General features: G+C 71.1%; 17 protein-coding genes and 2 tRNA genes. 7 read left to right on the forward strand and 12 right to left on the reverse strand.

Annotation, left to right across the window (positions count from 1 at the left end; translation table 11 throughout):
* The first annotated feature begins 88 nt into the window (after positions 1 to 88).
* A complete protein-coding gene (locus tag ACIPYQ_RS21280) occupies positions 89 to 412 on the forward strand; it encodes a multidrug efflux SMR transporter (protein WP_030658800.1) in 324 nt (107 codons plus the stop codon).
* Here ACIPYQ_RS21280 and ACIPYQ_RS21285 read toward each other — a convergent pair.
* Entirely contained in the window at positions 378 to 929 is a 552-nt protein-coding gene (locus ACIPYQ_RS21285; protein ID WP_361752999.1) for a TetR/AcrR family transcriptional regulator, read from the reverse strand. The genes ACIPYQ_RS21280 and ACIPYQ_RS21285 overlap by 35 nt on opposite strands.
* Positions 930 to 1,053: 124 nt before the next feature.
* Here ACIPYQ_RS21285 and hisN point away from each other — a divergent pair, with 124 nt between their 5' ends.
* Both hisN and ACIPYQ_RS21295 read left to right on the forward strand, forming a co-directional pair.
* Positions 1,054 to 1,857 carry a histidinol-phosphatase gene (gene hisN / locus ACIPYQ_RS21290; protein WP_401253295.1) on the forward strand — a complete coding sequence of 268 codons (804 nt, stop codon included), beginning with the start codon at positions 1,054 to 1,056 and terminating at the stop codon, positions 1,855 to 1,857.
* Positions 1,858 to 2,039: 182 nt separating this feature from the next.
* Positions 2,040 to 2,432 carry a CBS domain-containing protein gene (locus ACIPYQ_RS21295; RefSeq protein WP_362238381.1) on the forward strand — a complete coding sequence of 131 codons (393 nt, stop codon included), beginning with the start codon at positions 2,040 to 2,042 and terminating at the stop codon, positions 2,430 to 2,432.
* Between the two features lie 98 nt (positions 2,433 to 2,530).
* Here the strand turns inward: ACIPYQ_RS21295 and ACIPYQ_RS21300 are convergent, their stop codons facing one another.
* Complete coding sequence (locus tag ACIPYQ_RS21300) at positions 2,531 to 4,000, reverse strand: catalase (protein ID WP_361752993.1); 1,470 nt, start codon at positions 3,998 to 4,000, stop codon at positions 2,531 to 2,533.
* Positions 4,001 to 4,130: 130 nt separating this feature from the next.
* Here ACIPYQ_RS21300 and ACIPYQ_RS21305 point away from each other — a divergent pair, with 130 nt between their 5' ends.
* Positions 4,131 to 4,547: a Fur family transcriptional regulator gene (locus tag ACIPYQ_RS21305; RefSeq protein ID WP_031144892.1), complete on the forward strand. Its 417-nt coding sequence runs from the start codon at positions 4,131 to 4,133 to the stop codon at positions 4,545 to 4,547.
* A gap of 132 nt (positions 4,548 to 4,679) precedes the next feature.
* Here ACIPYQ_RS21305 and ACIPYQ_RS21310 read toward each other — a convergent pair.
* The 4 genes from ACIPYQ_RS21310 to ACIPYQ_RS21325 all read right to left on the reverse strand — a co-directional run bounded on the left by ACIPYQ_RS21310 (position 4,680) and on the right by ACIPYQ_RS21325 (position 9,974).
* Positions 4,680 to 4,753, reverse strand: a tRNA-Met gene (locus tag ACIPYQ_RS21310).
* Between the two features lie 142 nt (positions 4,754 to 4,895).
* Complete coding sequence (locus ACIPYQ_RS21315; protein WP_362232793.1) at positions 4,896 to 6,752, reverse strand: tetratricopeptide repeat protein; 1,857 nt, start codon at positions 6,750 to 6,752, stop codon at positions 4,896 to 4,898.
* A gap of 192 nt (positions 6,753 to 6,944) precedes the next feature.
* Positions 6,945 to 7,018 (reverse strand) — tRNA-Met (locus ACIPYQ_RS21320).
* A gap of 52 nt (positions 7,019 to 7,070) precedes the next feature.
* A complete protein-coding gene (locus ACIPYQ_RS21325; protein ID WP_361753238.1) occupies positions 7,071 to 9,974 on the reverse strand; it encodes a UPF0182 family protein in 2,904 nt (967 codons plus the stop codon).
* Between the two features lie 131 nt (positions 9,975 to 10,105).
* Here ACIPYQ_RS21325 and ACIPYQ_RS21330 point away from each other — a divergent pair, with 131 nt between their 5' ends.
* Positions 10,106 to 10,675 (forward strand): PPA1309 family protein, encoded by a 570-nt coding sequence (locus tag ACIPYQ_RS21330; protein ID WP_361752989.1) that lies wholly within the window; start codon positions 10,106 to 10,108, stop codon positions 10,673 to 10,675.
* A gap of 21 nt (positions 10,676 to 10,696) precedes the next feature.
* On the opposite strand, the gene ACIPYQ_RS21335 is transcribed toward ACIPYQ_RS21330, so the two are convergent.
* From ACIPYQ_RS21335 to ACIPYQ_RS21350, 4 genes are all read right to left on the reverse strand, one after another.
* Complete coding sequence (locus ACIPYQ_RS21335) at positions 10,697 to 11,788, reverse strand: PDZ domain-containing protein (protein WP_361752987.1); 1,092 nt, start codon at positions 11,786 to 11,788, stop codon at positions 10,697 to 10,699.
* 99 nt (positions 11,789 to 11,887) lie between these two features.
* On the reverse strand, positions 11,888 to 12,085 hold the full coding sequence (locus ACIPYQ_RS21340) for a hypothetical protein (protein WP_319723032.1): 198 nt from the start codon (positions 12,083 to 12,085) through the stop codon (positions 11,888 to 11,890).
* A 292-nt stretch (positions 12,086 to 12,377) separates the two neighbouring features.
* Entirely contained in the window at positions 12,378 to 12,839 is a 462-nt protein-coding gene (locus ACIPYQ_RS21345; RefSeq protein WP_361752985.1) for a molybdenum cofactor biosynthesis protein MoaE, read from the reverse strand.
* A 368-nt stretch (positions 12,840 to 13,207) separates the two neighbouring features.
* On the reverse strand, positions 13,208 to 14,365 hold the full coding sequence (locus ACIPYQ_RS21350) for an SDR family oxidoreductase (protein ID WP_361752983.1): 1,158 nt from the start codon (positions 14,363 to 14,365) through the stop codon (positions 13,208 to 13,210).
* Between the two features lie 192 nt (positions 14,366 to 14,557).
* Here ACIPYQ_RS21350 and ACIPYQ_RS21355 point away from each other — a divergent pair, with 192 nt between their 5' ends.
* Together ACIPYQ_RS21355 and ACIPYQ_RS21360 are read left to right on the forward strand one after the other, a co-directional pair.
* On the forward strand, positions 14,558 to 15,982 hold the full coding sequence (locus tag ACIPYQ_RS21355) for a zinc-dependent metalloprotease (protein WP_361752981.1): 1,425 nt from the start codon (positions 14,558 to 14,560) through the stop codon (positions 15,980 to 15,982).
* The gene (locus ACIPYQ_RS21360) at positions 15,979 to 16,509 is read left to right on the forward strand and encodes an NUDIX hydrolase (protein ID WP_401253303.1); all 531 of its coding nucleotides are present in this window, start codon (positions 15,979 to 15,981) and stop codon (positions 16,507 to 16,509) included. The genes ACIPYQ_RS21355 and ACIPYQ_RS21360 overlap by 4 nt, the downstream gene beginning before the upstream one ends.
* A 73-nt stretch (positions 16,510 to 16,582) precedes the next feature.
* Here ACIPYQ_RS21360 and ACIPYQ_RS21365 read toward each other — a convergent pair whose 3' ends face one another.
* Together ACIPYQ_RS21365 and ACIPYQ_RS21370 are read right to left on the reverse strand one after the other, a co-directional pair.
* A complete protein-coding gene (locus ACIPYQ_RS21365) occupies positions 16,583 to 17,338 on the reverse strand; it encodes an AIM24 family protein (RefSeq protein WP_361752977.1) in 756 nt (251 codons plus the stop codon).
* 17 nt (positions 17,339 to 17,355) lie between these two features.
* A complete protein-coding gene (locus tag ACIPYQ_RS21370) occupies positions 17,356 to 18,036 on the reverse strand; it encodes an AIM24 family protein (protein WP_401253438.1) in 681 nt (226 codons plus the stop codon).
* Positions 18,037 to 18,041 lie beyond the last annotated feature (5 nt).

An 18,041-nucleotide genomic window follows, 5' to 3' on the forward strand; every position in this document is an offset into this window, starting at 1 on the left:
TTTGCTGTGTTTGTCGAGGGGCGGGTCTGGATAAATGCATAATCCCACCAAGTGACGTGATGTCATGTGACGCGGGGAGGCATTCGACATGGCGTGGCTGCTGGTCGTGGTCGCGGGACTCCTGGAGACCGGTTTCGCGGTCTGCCTCAAGCTCTCCCACGGATTCACCCGGCTGTGGCCGACCGTCGCCTTCGCGTGCTTCGCGCTCGGCAGCTTCGGTCTGCTGACGCTGGCCCTCAAGAAGCTGGACGTGGGACCGGCGTACGCGGTCTGGACGGGCATCGGCGCGGCCGGGACCGCGATCTACGGCATGGTCTTCCTCGGCGACCTGGTCTCCACCCTCAAGCTCGTCTCGATCACGCTGGTCATCCTGGGGGTCATCGGGCTCCAGCTGTCCGGGTCGGCGCACTGAGCTGCCGGAGCAGCCCGAGCAGTTCGGCCGCCCCCGGCTCCTCCCCCGGGGCGACCACGTAGGACAGGGCGAGGCGCACGGCGAGCTCGCACCGCTGCGGGCCCTCCCCCGGCGTGAGCGCGGCGGCCGCCCGGTCGCGTACGGCCCGGGCCAGCTCACCGGGCCCGGGCGCCCGGCGTCCCGCGGCGGGCAGGCCAGCGTCCCAGCTGCCGGTGAGCAGGGCCCGTACGAGGGGATGTGCGCGGGCCGCGCGTACGGTCCACTCCGCGACGGCGGCGAGCCGTTCGGCGGCCTGCACCGGGGCGGACAGGGCCCGGTCCACACCGTCGAGGTACCGGTCGGCCTCGCGCCGGACCAAGGCGCTGCCCAGGCCCGCCTTGCCGCCGAACTCGTTGTAGAGGGTCTGCCGGGACACCCCGGCGGCCGCGGCCACGTCGACCATGCGCACGGACGGCCAGGGGCGCGCGGAGAGCGCCGCTCCCGCCGCCTCCAGTAAGGACTCCCGGGCTGCCGGCATCCCTCGCCTCCCCGATCGGCTCTCCGGCCAGAGTTGACGGGTCGACAGATCCTGTCAAGGGCGCGTCGGGGCCGCACTGTGGACGACGTTCGCCCGGGTCCGGGAGTCTCGATACTGTTCGGGCATGCCCGAGTATGACGATGACCTGCGCCTTGCCCTCGAACTCGCCGACGCGGCGGACGCCGCCACGATGGAGCGGTTCCGCGCCCTCGACCTGAAGGTCGAGACGAAGCCGGACATGACCCCGGTGAGCGAGGCGGACCAGGCCGCCGAGGAGATCATCCGGGCGGGCATCGCGGCCGCGCGGCCCGGCGACGCCATCCTGGGCGAGGAGTACGGCCTGCAGGGCGGCGGCCCGCGCCGCTGGGTCGTGGACCCGATCGACGGCACGAAGAACTACGTGCGCGGGGTGCCCGTCTGGGCGACGCTGATCTCCCTGATGGCCGAGGGCGCCGACGGCGTCTTCCGGCCGGTGGTCGGCGTGGTGTCCGCGCCGGCGCTGGGCCGCCGCTGGTGGGCGGCCGAGGGGCAGGGGGCGTACGCGGGCGGCGCGCTCGGCGAGACCACCGCGATCGGCGTCTCGAAGGTGGCGGGACTGGGCGACGCCTCGTTCGCGTACTCCTCGCTGAGCGGCTGGGAGGAGCAGGGCCGGCTCGCCGGGTTCCTGGACCTGACCCGCGCGTGCTGGCGTACCCGTGGGTACGGGGACTTCTGGCCCTACATGATGGTCGCGGAGGGCTCGCTGGACCTGTGCGCCGAGCCCGAGCTGAACCTCTGGGACATGGCCGCCATCGCGGTCGTCGTCCAGGAGGCGGGCGGCCGGTTCACCAGCCTCGACGGGGTGGACGGTGTGGACGGCGGGAACGCGGCGGCCTCGAACGGGCTGCTCCACGAGGAGATGCTCGGCCTGCTGCGCCCGCGCGCCTGAAACTCCGCGCTCCTGAGGGCATTTGTGCGCCGGCACGCTCCTTTGCGCGCCTTCTTGCTGGCCCTCCGTGTCCGTGGGAATCTGAGACTCCCCACGCTTGTGCGCTTGTGAAGCCTTTCTCTAAAGGCTTCACCGGCACACCCGCCCAAGCGGGGGGCTCACCCCAGGAGGTGGCTCTCTTCATGCTCGTCCGTGACGCAATGAGCACCGTGATCCTCACCCTCGGACCCGCACACACCCTCCGGCAGGCGGCCTGCCTGATGTCCGGCCGGCGCGTCGGCGCGGCCGTCGTCCTCGACCCCGACCACAGCGGAATCGGCATCCTGACCGAGCGCGACATCCTCAACTCGATCGGCGCGGGCCACGATCCCGACCGGGAGTCCGTGGGTGCGCACACCACCAACAACGTCGTCTTCTGCACTCCGGACGCCACCGTGCAGGAGGCTGCCGAGGCGATGGCGCACGGCGGTTTCCGGCACCTGATCGTGCTGGAGAACGGCGGCCCGGTGGGCATCGTGTCCGTGCGCGACGTCATCCGCTGCTGGGTACCGGCACGGCGCACGGTCTCCGCGTAGGCAATCGGGCGCGCGGGCACCTCGTCACGAACGGCGCCGGGCCGGAACCCTCCGAGGAGGGTTCCGGCCCGGCGTCACGCAACGGCAAGCGATCCGTTTCAGCCGCGAAGGGCCTGGACCGCGGCCTCCAGCCGCTTGCCGAAGTCGCCGTCCGCCTGGCGGAAGTTGTTGATCGCGCGCTCGACGATGTCGTCGCGCGAGACCTTGGCGATGAAGCCGGACAGGTTCTCGACCAGACGGGCCTTCTCGTCCTCCGAGTAGAGGCGGTAGAGGTTGCCGGCCTGGACGAAGTCGTTGTCCTCGCTGTGCACGGCGGCGGCGTGGTTGCCGGTGCCACCGGTCACGTCGATGGGCTGCCACAGCGGGCGGTCGGTCTGGTGCGGGCCGCCGAAGCTGTTGGGCTCGTAGTTCTTCGCACCCTTGTGGCGGCCGTCGTACAGGTAGCCGTCGCGGGAGTTGGTGCGCGCCTCGGTGGCGTGCGGGCGGTTCACCGGCAGGTGGTCGGCGTTGATGCCGACGCGGTAGCGGTGGGCGTCGCCGTAGCCGAAGAGGCGGCCCTGGAGCATCTTGTCCGGGGAGGGACCGATGCCGGGGACGAAGTGCGCCGGGGAGAAGATCGACTGCTCGACCTCGGCGAAGACGTTCTCCGGGTTGCGGTTGAGCTCCAGCTTGCCGATCTCGATCGGCGGGTAGTCCTCGTGCGGCCACACCTTGGTGAGGTCGAACGGGTTGAAGCGGTAGGCCGCCGCATCGGCCGCGGGCATGATCTGGACCTGCACGGTCCAGGTCGGGAAGTCGCCGCGCTCGATGGACTCGCGCAGGTCGCGCTGGTGGGAGTCGGGGTCCTCGCCGGCGAGCTGGTTGGCCTCGGCCTGGGTGAGGTTCTTGATGCCCTGGTCGGTCTTGAAGTGGTACTTGACCCAGAAGACCTCGCCGGCCTCGTTGTTCCACTGGAACGTGTGCGAGCCGTAGCCGTTCATGTGGCGGTAGGACGCCGGGATGCCGCGGTCGCCGAACAGCCAGGTCACCTGGTGGGTCGACTCGGGCGACAGACCCCAGAAGTCCCAGACGTTGTCCGCCTCCTGCGAGCCGGTGTACGGGTCGCGCTTCTGGGTGTGGATGAAGTCGGGGAACTTGATGGCGTCCTTGATGAAGAACACCGGGGTGTTGTTGCCGACGAGGTCGTAGTTGCCCTCTTCGGTGTAGAACTTCAGCGCCCAGCCGCGGGGGTCGCGCACCGCGTCGGCCGAGCCGAGGTTGCCCGCGACGGTGGAGAAGCGCAGGAAGGTCTCGGTCTCCTTGCCGACCTCGGACAGGAACTTGGCACGGGTCCACTGCGAGACGTCGCGGGTCAGCGTGAAGGTGCCGTAGGCGCCGGCGCCGCGGGCGTGCACCACGCGCTCCGGGATGCGCTCGCGGTTGAAGTGCGCGAGCTTCTCCAGCAGCAGCTGGTCCTGGACCAGAACGGGGCCTCCGACGCCGGCGGTCTCGCTGTTCTGGTTGTCGGCGACCGGAGCCCCGGCCTCCGTGGTGAGCGGTCCCTGCGTCACGTGCGCCTCCTGCGTCATTCCTGGATGTCCTGTCCTTGGCGTTCGCCGTACCCGATCCTACGATGGACTTTGTCTAAGTCAAGTAAGCATCCAAGTCCGCACTGGTTCGGGAGTTACACCGAGTCCCCTCGCTGTTAGGCTGGTGCCCATGAGTGACCTGCTGGAACGACTCCGCGGACGCGGCTGGCGCATGACGGCGCAGCGGCGTGTCGTGGCCGAGGTGCTCGACGGTGACCACGTGCACCTGACGGCCGACGAGGTGCACGCGCGCGCCGTGGCCAAACTGCCCGAGATCTCGCGCGCGACCGTCTACAACACGCTGGGCGAGCTCGTCACCCTCGGCGAGGTCCTCGAGGTCTCCACGGACCGACGCGCCAAGCGGTACGACCCGAACGCCCACCGGCCCCACCAGCACCTGGTCTGCGCCCAGTGCGGCGCGATCCGCGACGTCCATCCGGCGGGCAACCCGCTGGCCGACCTGCCGGACACGGAGCGCTTCGGCTTCGTCGTGTCCGCGGTCGAGGTGACCTACCGCGGGGTCTGCCCGAACTGCGCGGCCGCCTGACCCCGGAGAACGCCGGAAGGGCCCGGACCCCACGGGGGTCCGGGCCCTTCTGCGTACCGCTTCGCGTTTCCGCTTCACGCCCGGAAACGACTCAGGGCCCGGATCCATTGGATCCGGGCCCTGGGCCTTCAGTAGCGGGGACAGGATTTGAACCTGCGACCTCTGGGTTATGAGCCCAGCGAGCTACCGAGCTGCTCCACCCCGCGTCGGTAAACCCAACGTTACGTGAGGCCCCCCGGCAGATGCAAATCGGTTAACCGGCCCCGTTTGCGTTTGAGGGGCGGGGTCCGGGGCGGAGCCCAGGAGGCGGCGCCTCAGCCACAGACACAGCCGAGCCCCCGGCCAGGGTCAGGCCGAGAGCTCCTCCGCGAGCGCGTCCCGCAGCCGAGCCGCCCGCTCCGAAACCTCCGCCGGCCCCAGCTCCATGGCCCGCACGCACCACTTCTGCCCCTCCGCGAGGTCCCCGTGCCGGGCCGCCAGCAACCCCAGCCGCAGCGCCGCACGGCCATGGCCCGCCACCGCCGCCCGCGTCCACCACAGTGCGGCCTCCGGCTCGCTCCCCTCGCGGGCGAGCAGCAGACCCAGGTTGAAGGCCCCGTTGCGGGACCCGGCCTCGGCCGCCTCCCGGTACCACCGCGCCGCCACCGCCAGGTCACCGCGGGCGGCGGCCAGCATGCCGACCCGCACCTGCGCCCGGCGGTGCCCCAGCTCGGCGGCCCGCTCGTACCACTCCTCGCTCTCGGTGCGCGGGGCGCCGCCCACCGGCTCGCCCAGCGCGACCGGCTCCGGCGGCGGGGCCAGCGACTCCAGCAGCGCGGCCAGCCGGAAGGCGGCCTCCGCGCTGCCGCCGCCCGCCGCGCACCGCAGGTGCCGCTCGGCCGCTCGCTCCTCGCCGTCGCGGACCAGCGCGATGCCGACCTGCAGCGCCGCGTCCGTGTGTCCGGCCGACGCGGCCCGCTCGTACCACTTCAGCGCCGTGCGGTCCTCGTCCCGGCTGGCGAAGAGGATCCCGAGGTTGAAGGCCGCGTCGACGCTGCCCGCCTCGGCCGCCTTGGAGAACCACGGCTCCGCGCCCGCCGCGTCCCCGACCTGCAGCAGCATGATGGCCAGCGCGTTGGCCGCCTCGCGGTGTCCCGCGTAGGCCGCCCGCCGGTACCACTGCTCGGCCTGCGCGGTCCGGTCCTGTGCGGCGCACAGCAGAGCAAGGTTGTACGCCCCGTTCTGGTCGCCCGCGTCCATGGCGGTCCGGTACCAGCGCTCCGCGGTCTGGGTCTCCCCGCGCGCGGCGTGCAGGGCGCCCAGCGCGTTCGCGGCGTTGCCGTCGCCGTCCTGGGCGGCACGGTGCCACCAGGTCGCCGCACTCTCCTCGTCCCCGGCGTCGCGCAGCAGGAAGCCGAGCGCGCACGCGGCGCGGGCCTCCCCCTGCTTGGCGGAGGTCAGGTACCAGCGCCCGGCCTCCTTGAGCTCCCCGCGCGCCTCCAGCAGCGCGCCCAGGTGCAGGGCGGCGCGCCGGTGCCCGCGCGCGGCGGCCTGCCGGTACCACTGCTCGGCCTCGGCGGGGTCGCCCTTGCGCAGGTGCCTCGCCAGCCGGTACGCGGCTTCGCGGTGCCCCTGTTCGGCGGCGGCGCGGAACCACCGCTCGACGCCCTTGTCCCCGCGGTGCTCCAGCAGGTCGGCCAGCCCGTACGCGCCCAGCGCATGGCCGGATTCCGCCGCCTGCCGCATCCAGTACTCGGCCGCGGGCTCGTCCCCGCGCTCGCGGAAGTGGCGGCCGAGGGCGTGCGCGGCCGGCGCGGATCCGGCCACGGCGGCGACCCGCCACCAGCCGGCGGCCTCTTCGGGGTAGCCGCGCTGGTGCAGGAGCACGCCGAGGTTGTTCGCGGCGGCCCGGTCCCCTTCGCCGGTGGCCCCGCGCAGGTACGGCTCGGCCCCGTCGAGGTCACCGCGGCGCAGCAGCAGCGCACCGAGCACGCTCATGGCGCCGGGGTCGCCCTTGTCAGCGGCCACCCGGTGCCGGGCCTCCAGCTCGGCGTCGCTCGCCGCGTCGGTCTCGGCGAACAGTTCCTGCGCGAAATCCGCATCGGTCAGCGCGGTCTGCGCGTCGGCTACCGGAACCGCCCCCTGGGCCTCTGCGCCCGATTCGGTCTCCGCCCTCACAAACCGCCCTGTCTCCAGCAGAGTTGACCTGTCCCCCATAAATCCCATCGTCGCATCACCTGCTACCCGCGTACACCTGGTATGTCGCAGCCAGTGAGGTCACTACAGCGTTTTGTCGACATGCCCACAGTGAGGTAAGTCAAACACGCTCCCACCCCAACTCACCCGCCCCAGCTAACGCGTGTCCGCCCCGGACATGACGAAGGCCCGGATCCCATGGATCCGGGCCTTCATCTTCAGTAGCGGGGACAGGATTTGAACCTGCGACCTCTGGGTTATGAGCCCAGCGAGCTACCGAGCTGCTCCACCCCGCGTCGGTGAAACCACAGTATCACGACACGGGACGGAGCCATTACCCACGGATGATCAGCCGCCCGACGGGGGCGGAGTCGCCGCGCCCGACGGAGGCGGCGTCGCCTTCGCCTCCGCGTCGATCGCCCGCTTCAGCGCCGCCTTGATCTCGTCCTGGGCCTTGCCGAAGGCCGCCCAGTCGCCGGACTGCCTGGCCTTCTCGGCGTCCTCGATGGCCTTCTGCGCGTCGGCGAGGGCCGCCTTGACCGTCGGGTCCTGGCTGACCGGGGGATTGACTGTGCCCTCGCCCGGAGGCTGGACCGGGGGCACCGGTGTGGTCGGGGCCTCGGCCCCGAAGACCACGTTCAGCGCCTTCTCCAGCGTGTCCTCGAAGGCCGTCTGGCCGCCGTAGGTCACCAGCACCTTGCGCAGCAGCGGGTACTTCAGCCCGGAGCTGCGGACGTAGACCGGCTCCACGTAGAGCATTCCGCCGTCGAGCGGCACCGCGAGCAGGTTGCCGTACTCGATCTCCGAGTCACCACCGCGCAGCAGGCGGATCGACTCGGCGATCTTCGGCTCGGACTGGAACTTGCTCTGCACCTGACCCGGGCCGTCCGGCGGCTTGCTGGTCGGCATCTTCAGGATTCTGATCTTGCCGTAGTCCGGGGTTCCGGGATCGGCGTTGACCGCCATGAAGGCGCTCAGGTTCGGCCGCTCGTTCGGCGTGAACGTCGTGGTGAGCGAGAAGACCTGGTCCTTCTCCTTCTGGCCCGGCATCTTCATCGACAGGTAGTACGGCGGAACCGCCGTGCCGGCCTTGGTCGTCGGGTCGTCCGGGACCGCCCAGGCCTCACTGCCGCTGAGGAAGGTCTGCGGGTCCGTGACGTGGTACCGGGTCAGCAGCTCGCGCTGGACCTTGAAGAGGTCCTGCGGGTAGCGGAGGTGGTCCATGAGCGGCTTGGCGATGTCGGCCTTGGGCTTCACCGTGCCGGGGAACGCCTTCATCCAGGTCTTCAGGACCGGGTCCTCGGTGTCCCACTGGTACAGGTTGACCGAGCCGTCGTACGCGTCGACGGTGGCCTTCACCGAGTTGCGGATGTAGTTGACCTGGTTCTCCTGGGCCACCACCGCGCGCTGGCTGTTGGTCAGCGAGTCGGCGGTGCTCTGGCCCAGCGTGGTGCGCGAGGCGTACGGGTACCCGTTGGTCGTCGTGTAGGCGTCGACGATCCACACGACCCGCTTGCCGATCACGGCCGGGTACGGGGCGCCGTCGATGGTCAGCCACGGGGCGACCGCCTCGACGCGCTGCTTGGGCGTGCGGTTGTAGAGGATCCGCGAGCCGTCGCCGATGGCGCCCGAGTAGAGGATCTGCGGCTCGCTGAAGGAGAGCGCGTAGGCGGCCCGGTTGACCGGGTTGTCGAGGCTGACGCCGGAGTCGCCCTTGTAGCTCGTCTCCTTCTCGCCCTTGTCGTCCGAGTAGTCGAGCTCCTTCTGCGGCCCGCCGACGATCGAGTACTGCTTCGTCTGCTCGCCGTAGTAGATGCGCTGCTCGAAGTCCGTGCCGAACATCCCCTTGGAGGGCAGGTCGGACTGGGTGAAGTCCGGGGCCCCCTCGGCGCCGACCGTGGTGCCCTTGGCCGCGACCACGCCGTAGCCGTGCGTGTACTTGAAGTGGTCGTTGATCCAGTTGTTCTTCGGGATGCCGCCGATGTTCAGCTCGCGCAGCCCGATGACCGTGTCCTGGCCGGTGTACCGGTCCACGGCGAGCGTGGACGGGAAGGCGTAGTAGCCCTTGACCTGCTGGAGCTGCTGGAAGGCGGGCGAGACGATGTTCGGGTCCAGGAGCCGGATGCTGGCCGTGGTGTCGGCCTGCGTCCGCAGCTTGGTCCGGTCGGCCGTCTGCGGGGATCCCGGGTAGTCCGTGACCTCGGAGCCGGCGATCCCGTAGGCGTCGCGCGTGGCCTTGATGTTCTTCTGGACGTACGGCGATTCCTTGGCCTGCTCATTGGGCTGGACCTGGAACTTCTGCACGATCGCCGGGTACAGCCCGCCGATCAGGATCGCCGAGAGCACCATCAGGCCGAAGCCGATCACCGGCAGCTGCCAGGTGCGGCGCCACAGCGTCGCGAAGAACAGCACGGCGCAGATCGCGGCGATGGCGACGAGGATCGTCTTCGCCGGCAGGTAGGCGTTGGCGTCGACGTACCGCAGGCCCGTCCAGTTGTCCGCGGCCTTGAAGTCGCTGGACTTCACGGCGAGCCCGTACCGGTCGAGCCAGTACGCGATCGCCTTGAGCGTGACGAAGAGGCCGAGCAGCACCGACAGGTGCCCGGTGGCGGCGGCCGTGGCCCGGGCGCCCGGGCTGGTCACGCGCAGTCCGCCGTAGAGGTAGTGCACGACGGCCGCGGCGATCACCGACAGCACGACCGCGGCGAAGCCGAAGCCGAGCAGGAAGCGGTACCAGGGCAGGTCGAAGGTGTAGAAGGACACGTCCATGTGGAACTGGGGGTCCTTCGTTCCGAAGGTCACCCCGTTCACGTACATGAGCCAGGTCTTCCACTGACCGGCCGCCGAGGCGCCCGCGATCAGCCCGACGAGCACGGCGATGCCGAGGAGCAGCCACTTCTTGTAAGGGGCGATGCTCATCCGGTAGCGGTCGAGGCTCTGCTGTTCCATCGACATGGCGCTGAGCGGCGGCCGCAGCCGGTGGGCCAGCCAGATGTTGAATCCGACGGCGCCTGCCATCAGCAGCCCGAACACGGCGAAGAGGCCGATCTTCGTCCACAGGGTGGTGGTGAAGACGGTGGAGTACTTCACGGAGCGGAACCAGAGCCAGTCCGTCCAGAACCCCGCGAACATGATGAAGAGCATGGCGAGGACGGCCAGCACGCCCAAGGTCATGAGGAGAGTGCGGGCCCGCCGGGAAGGTCGGCCGACTCTCATCCGTGGCCCGGACGGGCCTCCGCCGCGGTCCGGCATCTGGAAAGCCAAGGTGCGCACCTCGAAAGTCGCTGAGTACTGGTATTGAACGGACCCCCGATCGTAGAGCCCATTCATGCAACTTACTGAGGCCCCGGTCAGTTCCCGGTATGGAGCGGAAAGGAGGCAGGATGTTGTCCATGTCCAACGTTTCGCCTTCCCCCGGCACCCCCATGGCGGCCGGCCCGCTCACCCGCGCCTGTCTCGAGATCGACGAGTACGCGGCCGGCCTCGGCTGGGACAAGCCCGCGCGGCTGTTCGCCCTGGTCGACACCGCCCGGCTGAAGAAGCAGGAGCCCCGGCTCGCGAGCCAGCTCGGCCTCGACCAGGACGACGCCGGCAAGGCCTCCCTCACCCCGATCGAGCAGGACGAGGTCCCGGCCGGGACCCCCCTCGACAAGTTCCTGGGCACCATCGCCTGGCCCGATGCCGTCGTCGGCTGCGCGCTGACGGTGGAGCGGCTGATGCTGCCGCCGTCCGCGGAGGCCTCCGTACCGGAGGGGCTGAGCGACAAGCAGCTGGCGAAGTGGGTCGCCGGTCACCCGGAGCGGCAGGAGGTCCGCCTCACGGTGGCCGTGCTGCGCGACGGCTCGCGCGAGTCGGCCGTGCGCCTGCGCGAGAAGGACTCCTCGACCGAGGTGCTCACCGGCGGGGGCCTGGTGCCCGGGCTGGCGGAGGCGCTGGCCGCGACCTTCTCGTAGGACCGCAGGGGGGAGGACCGGTCAGGGCTTGGCGCTGCACTGCGTCAGCCCGGCCGTGTCCCCCTTGCTGATCTTCTCCAGTGCCTTGGTGGCGTCGCCGATCGTGGAGACCTTCACCAGGGTCAGGCCGTCGGGCACGTTCGTGGCCGCGGAGGCGCAGTTGTCGGCGGGCGTCAGGAAGTACTCGGCGCCGGCCTGGCGGGCGCCGATGGTCTTCATCTGGATGCCGCCGATCGGGCCGACCTTGCCCGCGTCGTCGATGGTGCCGGTGCCCGCGACGAACTTGCCGCCGGTCAGGTCCTCCGGGGTCAGCTTGTCGACGATGCCGAGGGCGAACATCAGGCCGGCGCTCGGGCCGCCGACGTCCGCGAGCTTGATGTCGATCGTGAACGGGAAGGTGTGGTCGGATCCGGCCCGGATGCCGACGATGGCGTGACCGTCGCCCTCCGCCTTGCCCGCGTTGATCGTCAGCTTCGAGGAACCGGCGGGCTCGTGGTTCGCCTTCGCCGCCTCGGCCGCCTCCGCGGCGGGCACGATCGTGAACTCGACCGGCTCGCCGGGCTTGTGCTTGGTGACGAGCTTGGCCACGTCCTCGGGGGCGGTGACGGGGGCGCCGTCGACGGCCTTGATCACGTCACCGGCGTGCAGCTTGCCCTCGGAGGGGCTGCCCTTGACGACGGAGGCGACGATCACGCGGGCGGTGACCGGGATGCCGAGCTCCTTCAGGGCCGCCACCTTGGCGCTCTGCTGGGACTGGCTGAACTCCTCGGCGTTCTCCTGAGTGGATTCCGCGTCCGTCTTGCCGTCCGGGTAGAGGTTCTCGTGCGGCACGACGATGTTGTCGCCGGACAGCCACCCGTACACCGCTTCCACCAGGTTCATGTCGTAGTCCGCGCCGGTGACGCGGACCGTCGTCATGTTCAGGTGCCCGCTGGTCGGGTACGTCTTGCGCCCCGAGATGTTGAGTACGGGCGCACCGTGCGAGTCGCCGAGCGTGTTCACGGTCGGGCCGGGGCTCATCTCGGAATACGGGACCTTGATGAACACCCCTGCGCAGAGCAGCGCGAACAGCACGAGGGTGGAAGCGAGCATCGTCGCAGTGCGGCGTGGCATGGATCCGACAGTACGGGACGGCCCCGGCGGGCGGCCCTCGGGGCCGGTCCGTACGGGGTCCGTACGCGAAACTCTCAGGGGATTCTCAGCGGAGTCCCGTCAGACGGCGTCGGAACCGGAATGGGCCTCTGCCTTCGCCCTGGCCTGATCGGCGTTCCCCATGGCCTCGCGGAACCGCGCGTAGCCGGCGAGCTCGGATATGTCACCTTGCGTGCGGTCGCGTGCCGCCCAGCTGCCCCATATCGCCGCACCTATCGCGGCGAACAGCGGAATCAGCAACCACGCCAAAGACGCCATGGGCGTGCCTCCCTACCCCGAACTACGTTTCGTTGGTGGCTTCAACGCTCGTGCCCGTGGGGGGGTTACGCAAATCGAGGGCGTGTTGCGCGGCCGAACGGGTGCGAGGCTACCCCCTCGCGGGGGCCGCTCCGCGACCGGGGTTCAGCAGGCGCCGACCCACTCCTCGCTGCCGTCGGCGAAGGGCCCCTCCTTCACTGCCGCCCTCGCACTCCTCGGCGCCGGAGCGCCTCACAGGCTTCGGACGCCTGCGCCGGACTCCGTCCGTCGTACCGTCCCGGCGCACTCCCTTCTAGCAGGCGCCGACCCACTCCTCGCTGCCGTCGGCGAAGGTTTGGTGCTTCCAGATCGGGACCTCGTGCTTGAGGTCGTCTATGAGCATCCGGCAGGCCTCGAAGGCCTCGCCGCGGTGCGGGCAGGAGACGGCCACGACGACGGCCAGGTCGCCTACGGCGAGGTCGCCGACGCGGTGCACGGCGGCCAGCGCGCGGACGGGGAACTTGGCCACGACGCGCTCGGCGACCCGGCGCATCTCGGCCTCGGCCGTCGGGTGGCAGGAGTAGCCGAGCGAATCGACGTCCGCCCCGCTGTCGTGGTTGCGCACCGTGCCGACGAAGAGCGTCGTCCCTCCCGTCGCGTCGTCGCCGACGGCCTGGAAGACCTCGTCGATCGAGAGCGGGGTTTCACGGATCTCGAGCAGCCGGATCGGGTCCTGAGCGGCCTGCTCGCCGGGGTGGTCGAAGTGCGGTGCCATGCCTTCATCGTGCCCTAGTGGCTGACGAGGCGAAATAGCACTTTCGCCCGTCCCGGCCCGCCCCCCTTGGGAGCCTCCTACCAATCCAGCCCCGGGCACCATCCAGGCCCGCCCACTCCAGCCCCGCCAAACCCAGCCCCGCCGGCGTTTGAGGCGCTCTTTCAGCCCCGCCGGCGTTTGAGGCGCTCTTTCAGCCCCGCCGGCGTTTGAGGCGCTCTTTCAGCCCCGCCGGCGTTTGAGGCGCTGTTTCAGCCTCGCCGGCGTTTGAGGCGCGGGGTCCGGGGCGGAGCCCCGAATCTTTGAGGCGCGGGGGCCCGGGGCGCGGGGCAGCGCCCCGGCGGGTCGGGCAGGCGGCCCGGCCCGCAGGGTCAGATCCCGCGCCGCTTCCGCGCCAAGCGGACCGCGGCGGCCGCACCCAGCAGCGCCACCGTCGCACCCGCCGCACCCGCGGCCGTGGCGGCGTCCCTGCGGCCCAGCCGGCGGCCCGCGACCGTGTGGCGCCCCGAGACCTCCTGGAGGAGCTCGGCGAGCACCTCCTCGTTGGTCCAGCGCGGCCGCCACCCCGCCGCGTGCAGCCCGCTGACGCTGACCACCCACGGGTGCATCGTGTACGCGAGGTCGCCGGCCGGGGACGGGGTGAGGCCGATCCGGTGCAGCCGGGCCGCCGCGCCGAGCGCGACCGCCGAGGGGAGCTCCATGCGGCGGATGCCGCTCAGCTCCTCGACCTCCTCCTGCTCCAGCCACCCCTCGCAGCCCACGGCCAGCTCGCCCTCGACCTTTTCCAGGGCCGCGTACTCCAGGGCGCTGACCAGGTCCTCCACGTGGCAGAACTGCCACGTCGGGCGGGATCCCGCCACCACGAGCAGCCGCGGGGACTCGAAGTAGCGGGTCAGGGCGGTGTCGGTGCCGCCGACCAGGACCGCCGGGCGGATCACGGTGACGTTCAGGCCCGGGTGCGCGCGGGGGGCCCGGCGGCCGAGGCGCTCGATCTCCAGCAGGTCGCCGACGCCGGTGGCCTCCGCGGTCGCCCGCAGCTCGGAGTCCTCCGACAGCGGGATGTCGTTGTCCGGCAGGGCCCCGTAGACCATCGCCGAGGTGCAGAGCACGACCCGGTGCACGCCGGCCGCGGCGGCCGCGGTGAGGACGGTCTGGGTCCCGCGCACGTTGTACGCCGTACGGGCCGCGGGGTCCGTCTCCAGGTCGAGGTCGAGGGCGAGGTGGACGACGACGTCCGCGCCGCGCAGCTTCTCGGCGATCGCGGGGTCGCGTACGTCCAGGATGTGCCACTGCGCGGCCGCGCAGTCGCCCCGCCGCTCGTCGATGGCGACGACCTGCTTGACCTCGTCTGAGGCGGCCAGCCGGCTCACCAGGGCCGCGCCGACCCCCGACGCGGCGCCGGTCACGGCGATCACGGGACCTCGCACGGCCGGGTTTCGCGGCTGGCGAACGCCCTGGGCGCTGTCGCCGTGCTCAGGGCGGTCTTCGTCGTCGTTCATCGCGCGAAACTGCGGATCTGGGGAACTCACCGGGCGTCTCCAGCGGTTGTCTTCAGTAGGGACGCGCCGTGACGCGTACCCACCAGGTGATGTCCATCCTGCCGCAGCCCAGGAGTCGGCGGAGCACCGAGCCCGCATGCGGGCCGGGTGTCTACGCTGGGTGGTGTTGTCGGACCATTGCCCGTCGGCACCCGCCGGCGGCCCTACGAGCCGAGGAAACCCGTGAGCGACACCCCATTCGGATTCGGCCTTCCGCCGGAGGAGCCGGAGAACGGCGACGAGGGCAAGAAGAAGGGCAGTCAGGGCGGTCAGGGCGGCCCGAATCCGTTCGGGTTCCCGGGCATGGGCCTGCCGGGCGGCGCCGGCGGTCCCGGTGGCGCGGACAATCCGTTCGCCGCGATGTTCGGTTCGATGAACCCGAACGACCTGGGTGCGGCCTTCCAGCAGCTCGGCCAGATGCTGAGCTACGAGGGCGGTCCCGTGAACTGGGACATGGCCAAGGACATCGCCCGCCAGACCGTCGCGCAGGGCACCGCGGACGGCGTGAAGGACACGAGCGTCGGCATCGCCGAGAAGTCGGCCGTCGAGGAGGCCGTGCGCCTCGCCGACCACTGGCTGGACGGGGTGACCTCGCTGCCCTCGGGTGCCACCACCTCCGTGGCCTGGAGCCGGGCCGAGTGGGTCGAGGCGACCCTTCCGGTGTGGAAGGAGCTCGTGGACCCGGTCGCCGAGCGCGTCGGCGCGGCCATGGGCAGCGTCCTGCCCGAGGAGATGCAGGCCATGGCGGGCCCGCTGCTCGGGATGATGCGCTCCATGGGCGGGGCCATGTTCGGCCAGCAGATCGGCCAGGCCGTGGGCACGCTCGCGGGCGAGGTCGTCGGCTCGACCGACATCGGCCTGCCGCTGGGCCCGGCCGGCAAGGCCGCGCTGCTGCCGCTGAACATCGAGGCCTTCGGCAAGGACCTGAGCGTCGCCCCGGACGAGGTGCGGCTGTATCTGGCGCTGCGCGAGGCGGCGCACGCCCGGCTCTTCGCGCACGTGCCGTGGCTGCGCTCGCACCTGTTCGGCGCGGTCGAGGGCTACGCCCGCGGCATCAAGGTCGACACCTCGAAGCTGGAGGACGTGGTCGGCCAGCTGGACCCGTCCAACCCGGAGCAGCTGCAGGAAGCGCTGCAGGGCGGCATGTTCCAGCCGCAGGACACCCCCGAGCAGAAGGCCGCCCTGGCCCGCCTGGAGACGGCGCTCGCGCTGGTCGAGGGCTGGGTCGACGCGGTGGTGCACGAGGCCGCCAAGCCGCGGCTGACCTCGGCGGACGCGATGCGCGAGACCATGCGCCGGCGGCGCGCCTCGGGCGGCCCGGCGGAGCAGACCTTCGCGACGCTGATCGGCCTGGAGCTGCGTCCGCGCCGGCTGCGCGACGCCTCCCGGCTGTGGGCCTCGCTCACGGACGCGCGCGGTGTGGACGGCCGCGACGGGCTGTGGGAGCACCCGGACATGCTGCCGACGGCCTCCGACCTGGACGACCCGGACGGCTTCGTGCACCGCGAGCAGCTGGACTTCTCCGAGATCGACAAGATGCTCGGCGAGGCCGCCGAGCAGCGCGACCGGCGTGACAAGAGCGACGAGGACGGCGACGAGAAGAAGTGAGCCTGCACGAAGACGCGGTCCTCGTCCTGAAGGGCTACGAGGACCAGCCCGAGCTGCGTGACGTCTATCTGGAGCACCTCGCCGCCCATCCGGACGGGGTGTACAAGCCGTGCACGGCCGGGCACATCACCGGCAGCGCCCTGGTGATCGACCCGGTCGGGGAGCGCGTCCTGCTGACCCTGCACAAGAAGCTGGGCCTGTGGCTGCAGATGGGCGGCCACTGCGAGCCCGGCGACGCCACCCTGGAGGAGGCGGCGCTGCGCGAGGCCCGGGAGGAGTCGGGCATCGCGTCCGGGCTGAGCCTGCTGCCCGGCGGCCCGGTCCGCCTGGACCGGCATCCGATCCCGGCGCCGTGCCACTGGCACCTGGACGTGCAGTACGCGGCGCTGGCTCCGGCCGGTGCGGTGGCGGAGATCAGCGAGGAATCGCTGGACCTGCGCTGGTTCCCGTACGAGGAGGTGGCGGCGGTGGCCGACACCTCGGTGGTACGGCTGCTGGAGGCGACCTTGGCTCGCCTCGGGGGCTGAGCCCGGGTACGGCGGAAAGGGGCGGTCCCTCGCGGGGCCGCCCCTTTCGCCTGCCTGCGATCAGTGCCCGGGATCAGTTCCAGGCGTTGTTCTGGTTCTGCGCGTGGGAGCCGTGCTGGCCCACGCCGAACTGCGCGGCGACGCCCTGGCCGAGCTGGGCGTTCTGCGGCGGCAGCACCTCGCTGGGCTGCACCAGCGCGAAGCCGGTGCCGAGGAAGCTGAGCTCCCAGCCCTCGCCGGTGTTGCCGCGCCGCCGCCAGACTCCGCTGGAGTGCGTCTGGGCCTGCATCTGCACCCGGAGCGAGGTCGACCAGGCGACGATCGCGTCCGCGTCGACGTTGACGTACTTGTCGGGCGTGACGTGCATCATCAGCGGCTGCCCGGAGGTCATCAGCGCGACCTTGCCGCGGCCGGTGATGTTGAGCTGGTACTTGCCGGATCCGGAGATTCCGTACTGGCTGTCCACCGCGATGACCTCGGTGTGCAGGGTGGAGTCCAGGGCCAGGACGTAGCTGCTGTCGACCGTGAGGCCTTCCTGGTCCACGTCCACGACGTGCACGTACTGGGCCAGATTGGCCAGGTAGACCGTGCCCTGCCCGGAGCAGCGCATGAGGTCGAGGCCCTCGCCGGTGCGGCGGCGGGCGTTGCGCTGTCCGGTGCTCTGGTACTCGCCGTCGAAGTCGATGAGGCCCTGGTAGGCGACCATCGCGCCCTTGCGGGCGAGTACGTCGTCGGAGCCGGTCAGCGAGACCCGCAGCAGCTGCGGGTTCTGGATGGCGTACCGGTCCTGGGACTGGGCCTCGGCGTGGGCGAAAAGTGCGCTCTGCATGATGTGTCCGCTCCCCCTCAGCCCCGGACCCGGAGCCGGTCGGTGCTGTCCTCGCTGGGCTGTACGACGACGATGCCCTGGCCGGAGAAGGCCATCTGGTAGGCCTCCCCGCTGCCCCGGCCGATCATCGACGAGGCCTTGAAGCTGCGCTTGCCCTTGACCTTGAGATTCGGCGACCAGGCGACGAGCGCGTCCGGGTCGACGTAGGTCTCGTCCTCGCCGCGTCCGCAGTCGACGACGATCGGGGTGCCGCGGGAGGTCAGGGCGACCCACCCGGTGCCCGCGATCTGCACGTTGAACAGGCCCTGGCCGGCGAACTTGGCGAGACCCTTGACCCGCTCGACGCCCCACTGGAGGTGCGCGTCGAAGGCGAGCAGGTTGGTGCCGTTGACCGAGAGCGAGTCGTTGTTGAGGTTGATGACGACGACTTCCGCGCCGTAGTCGGCGAGGTAGAGCAGGCCGTCGCCGGTGCACTTCATCAGCGGTGCGCCCTCGCCGGTGACCCACTGCGAGGCCATCTGGCGGACGGCCGGCGGGTTGGGCTCGTACTGCACGAAGCCCTCGTAGGCGACCATCGAGCCGGTGCGGGCGAAGAGGTCCTGGCCGCTCTGCATGGCGACCTTGAGCATGGCCCGGCCGTGGTTCTCCATGCGGGCCGTGACGGGGGTCGGGGCGAAGCCCGCGAGCTGCTGGTTCATTGCGT

Origin of the sequence: Streptomyces sp. NPDC090045 (assembly GCF_044747975.1) — a bacterium.
Lineage (GTDB): Bacteria > Actinomycetota > Actinomycetes > Streptomycetales > Streptomycetaceae > Streptomyces.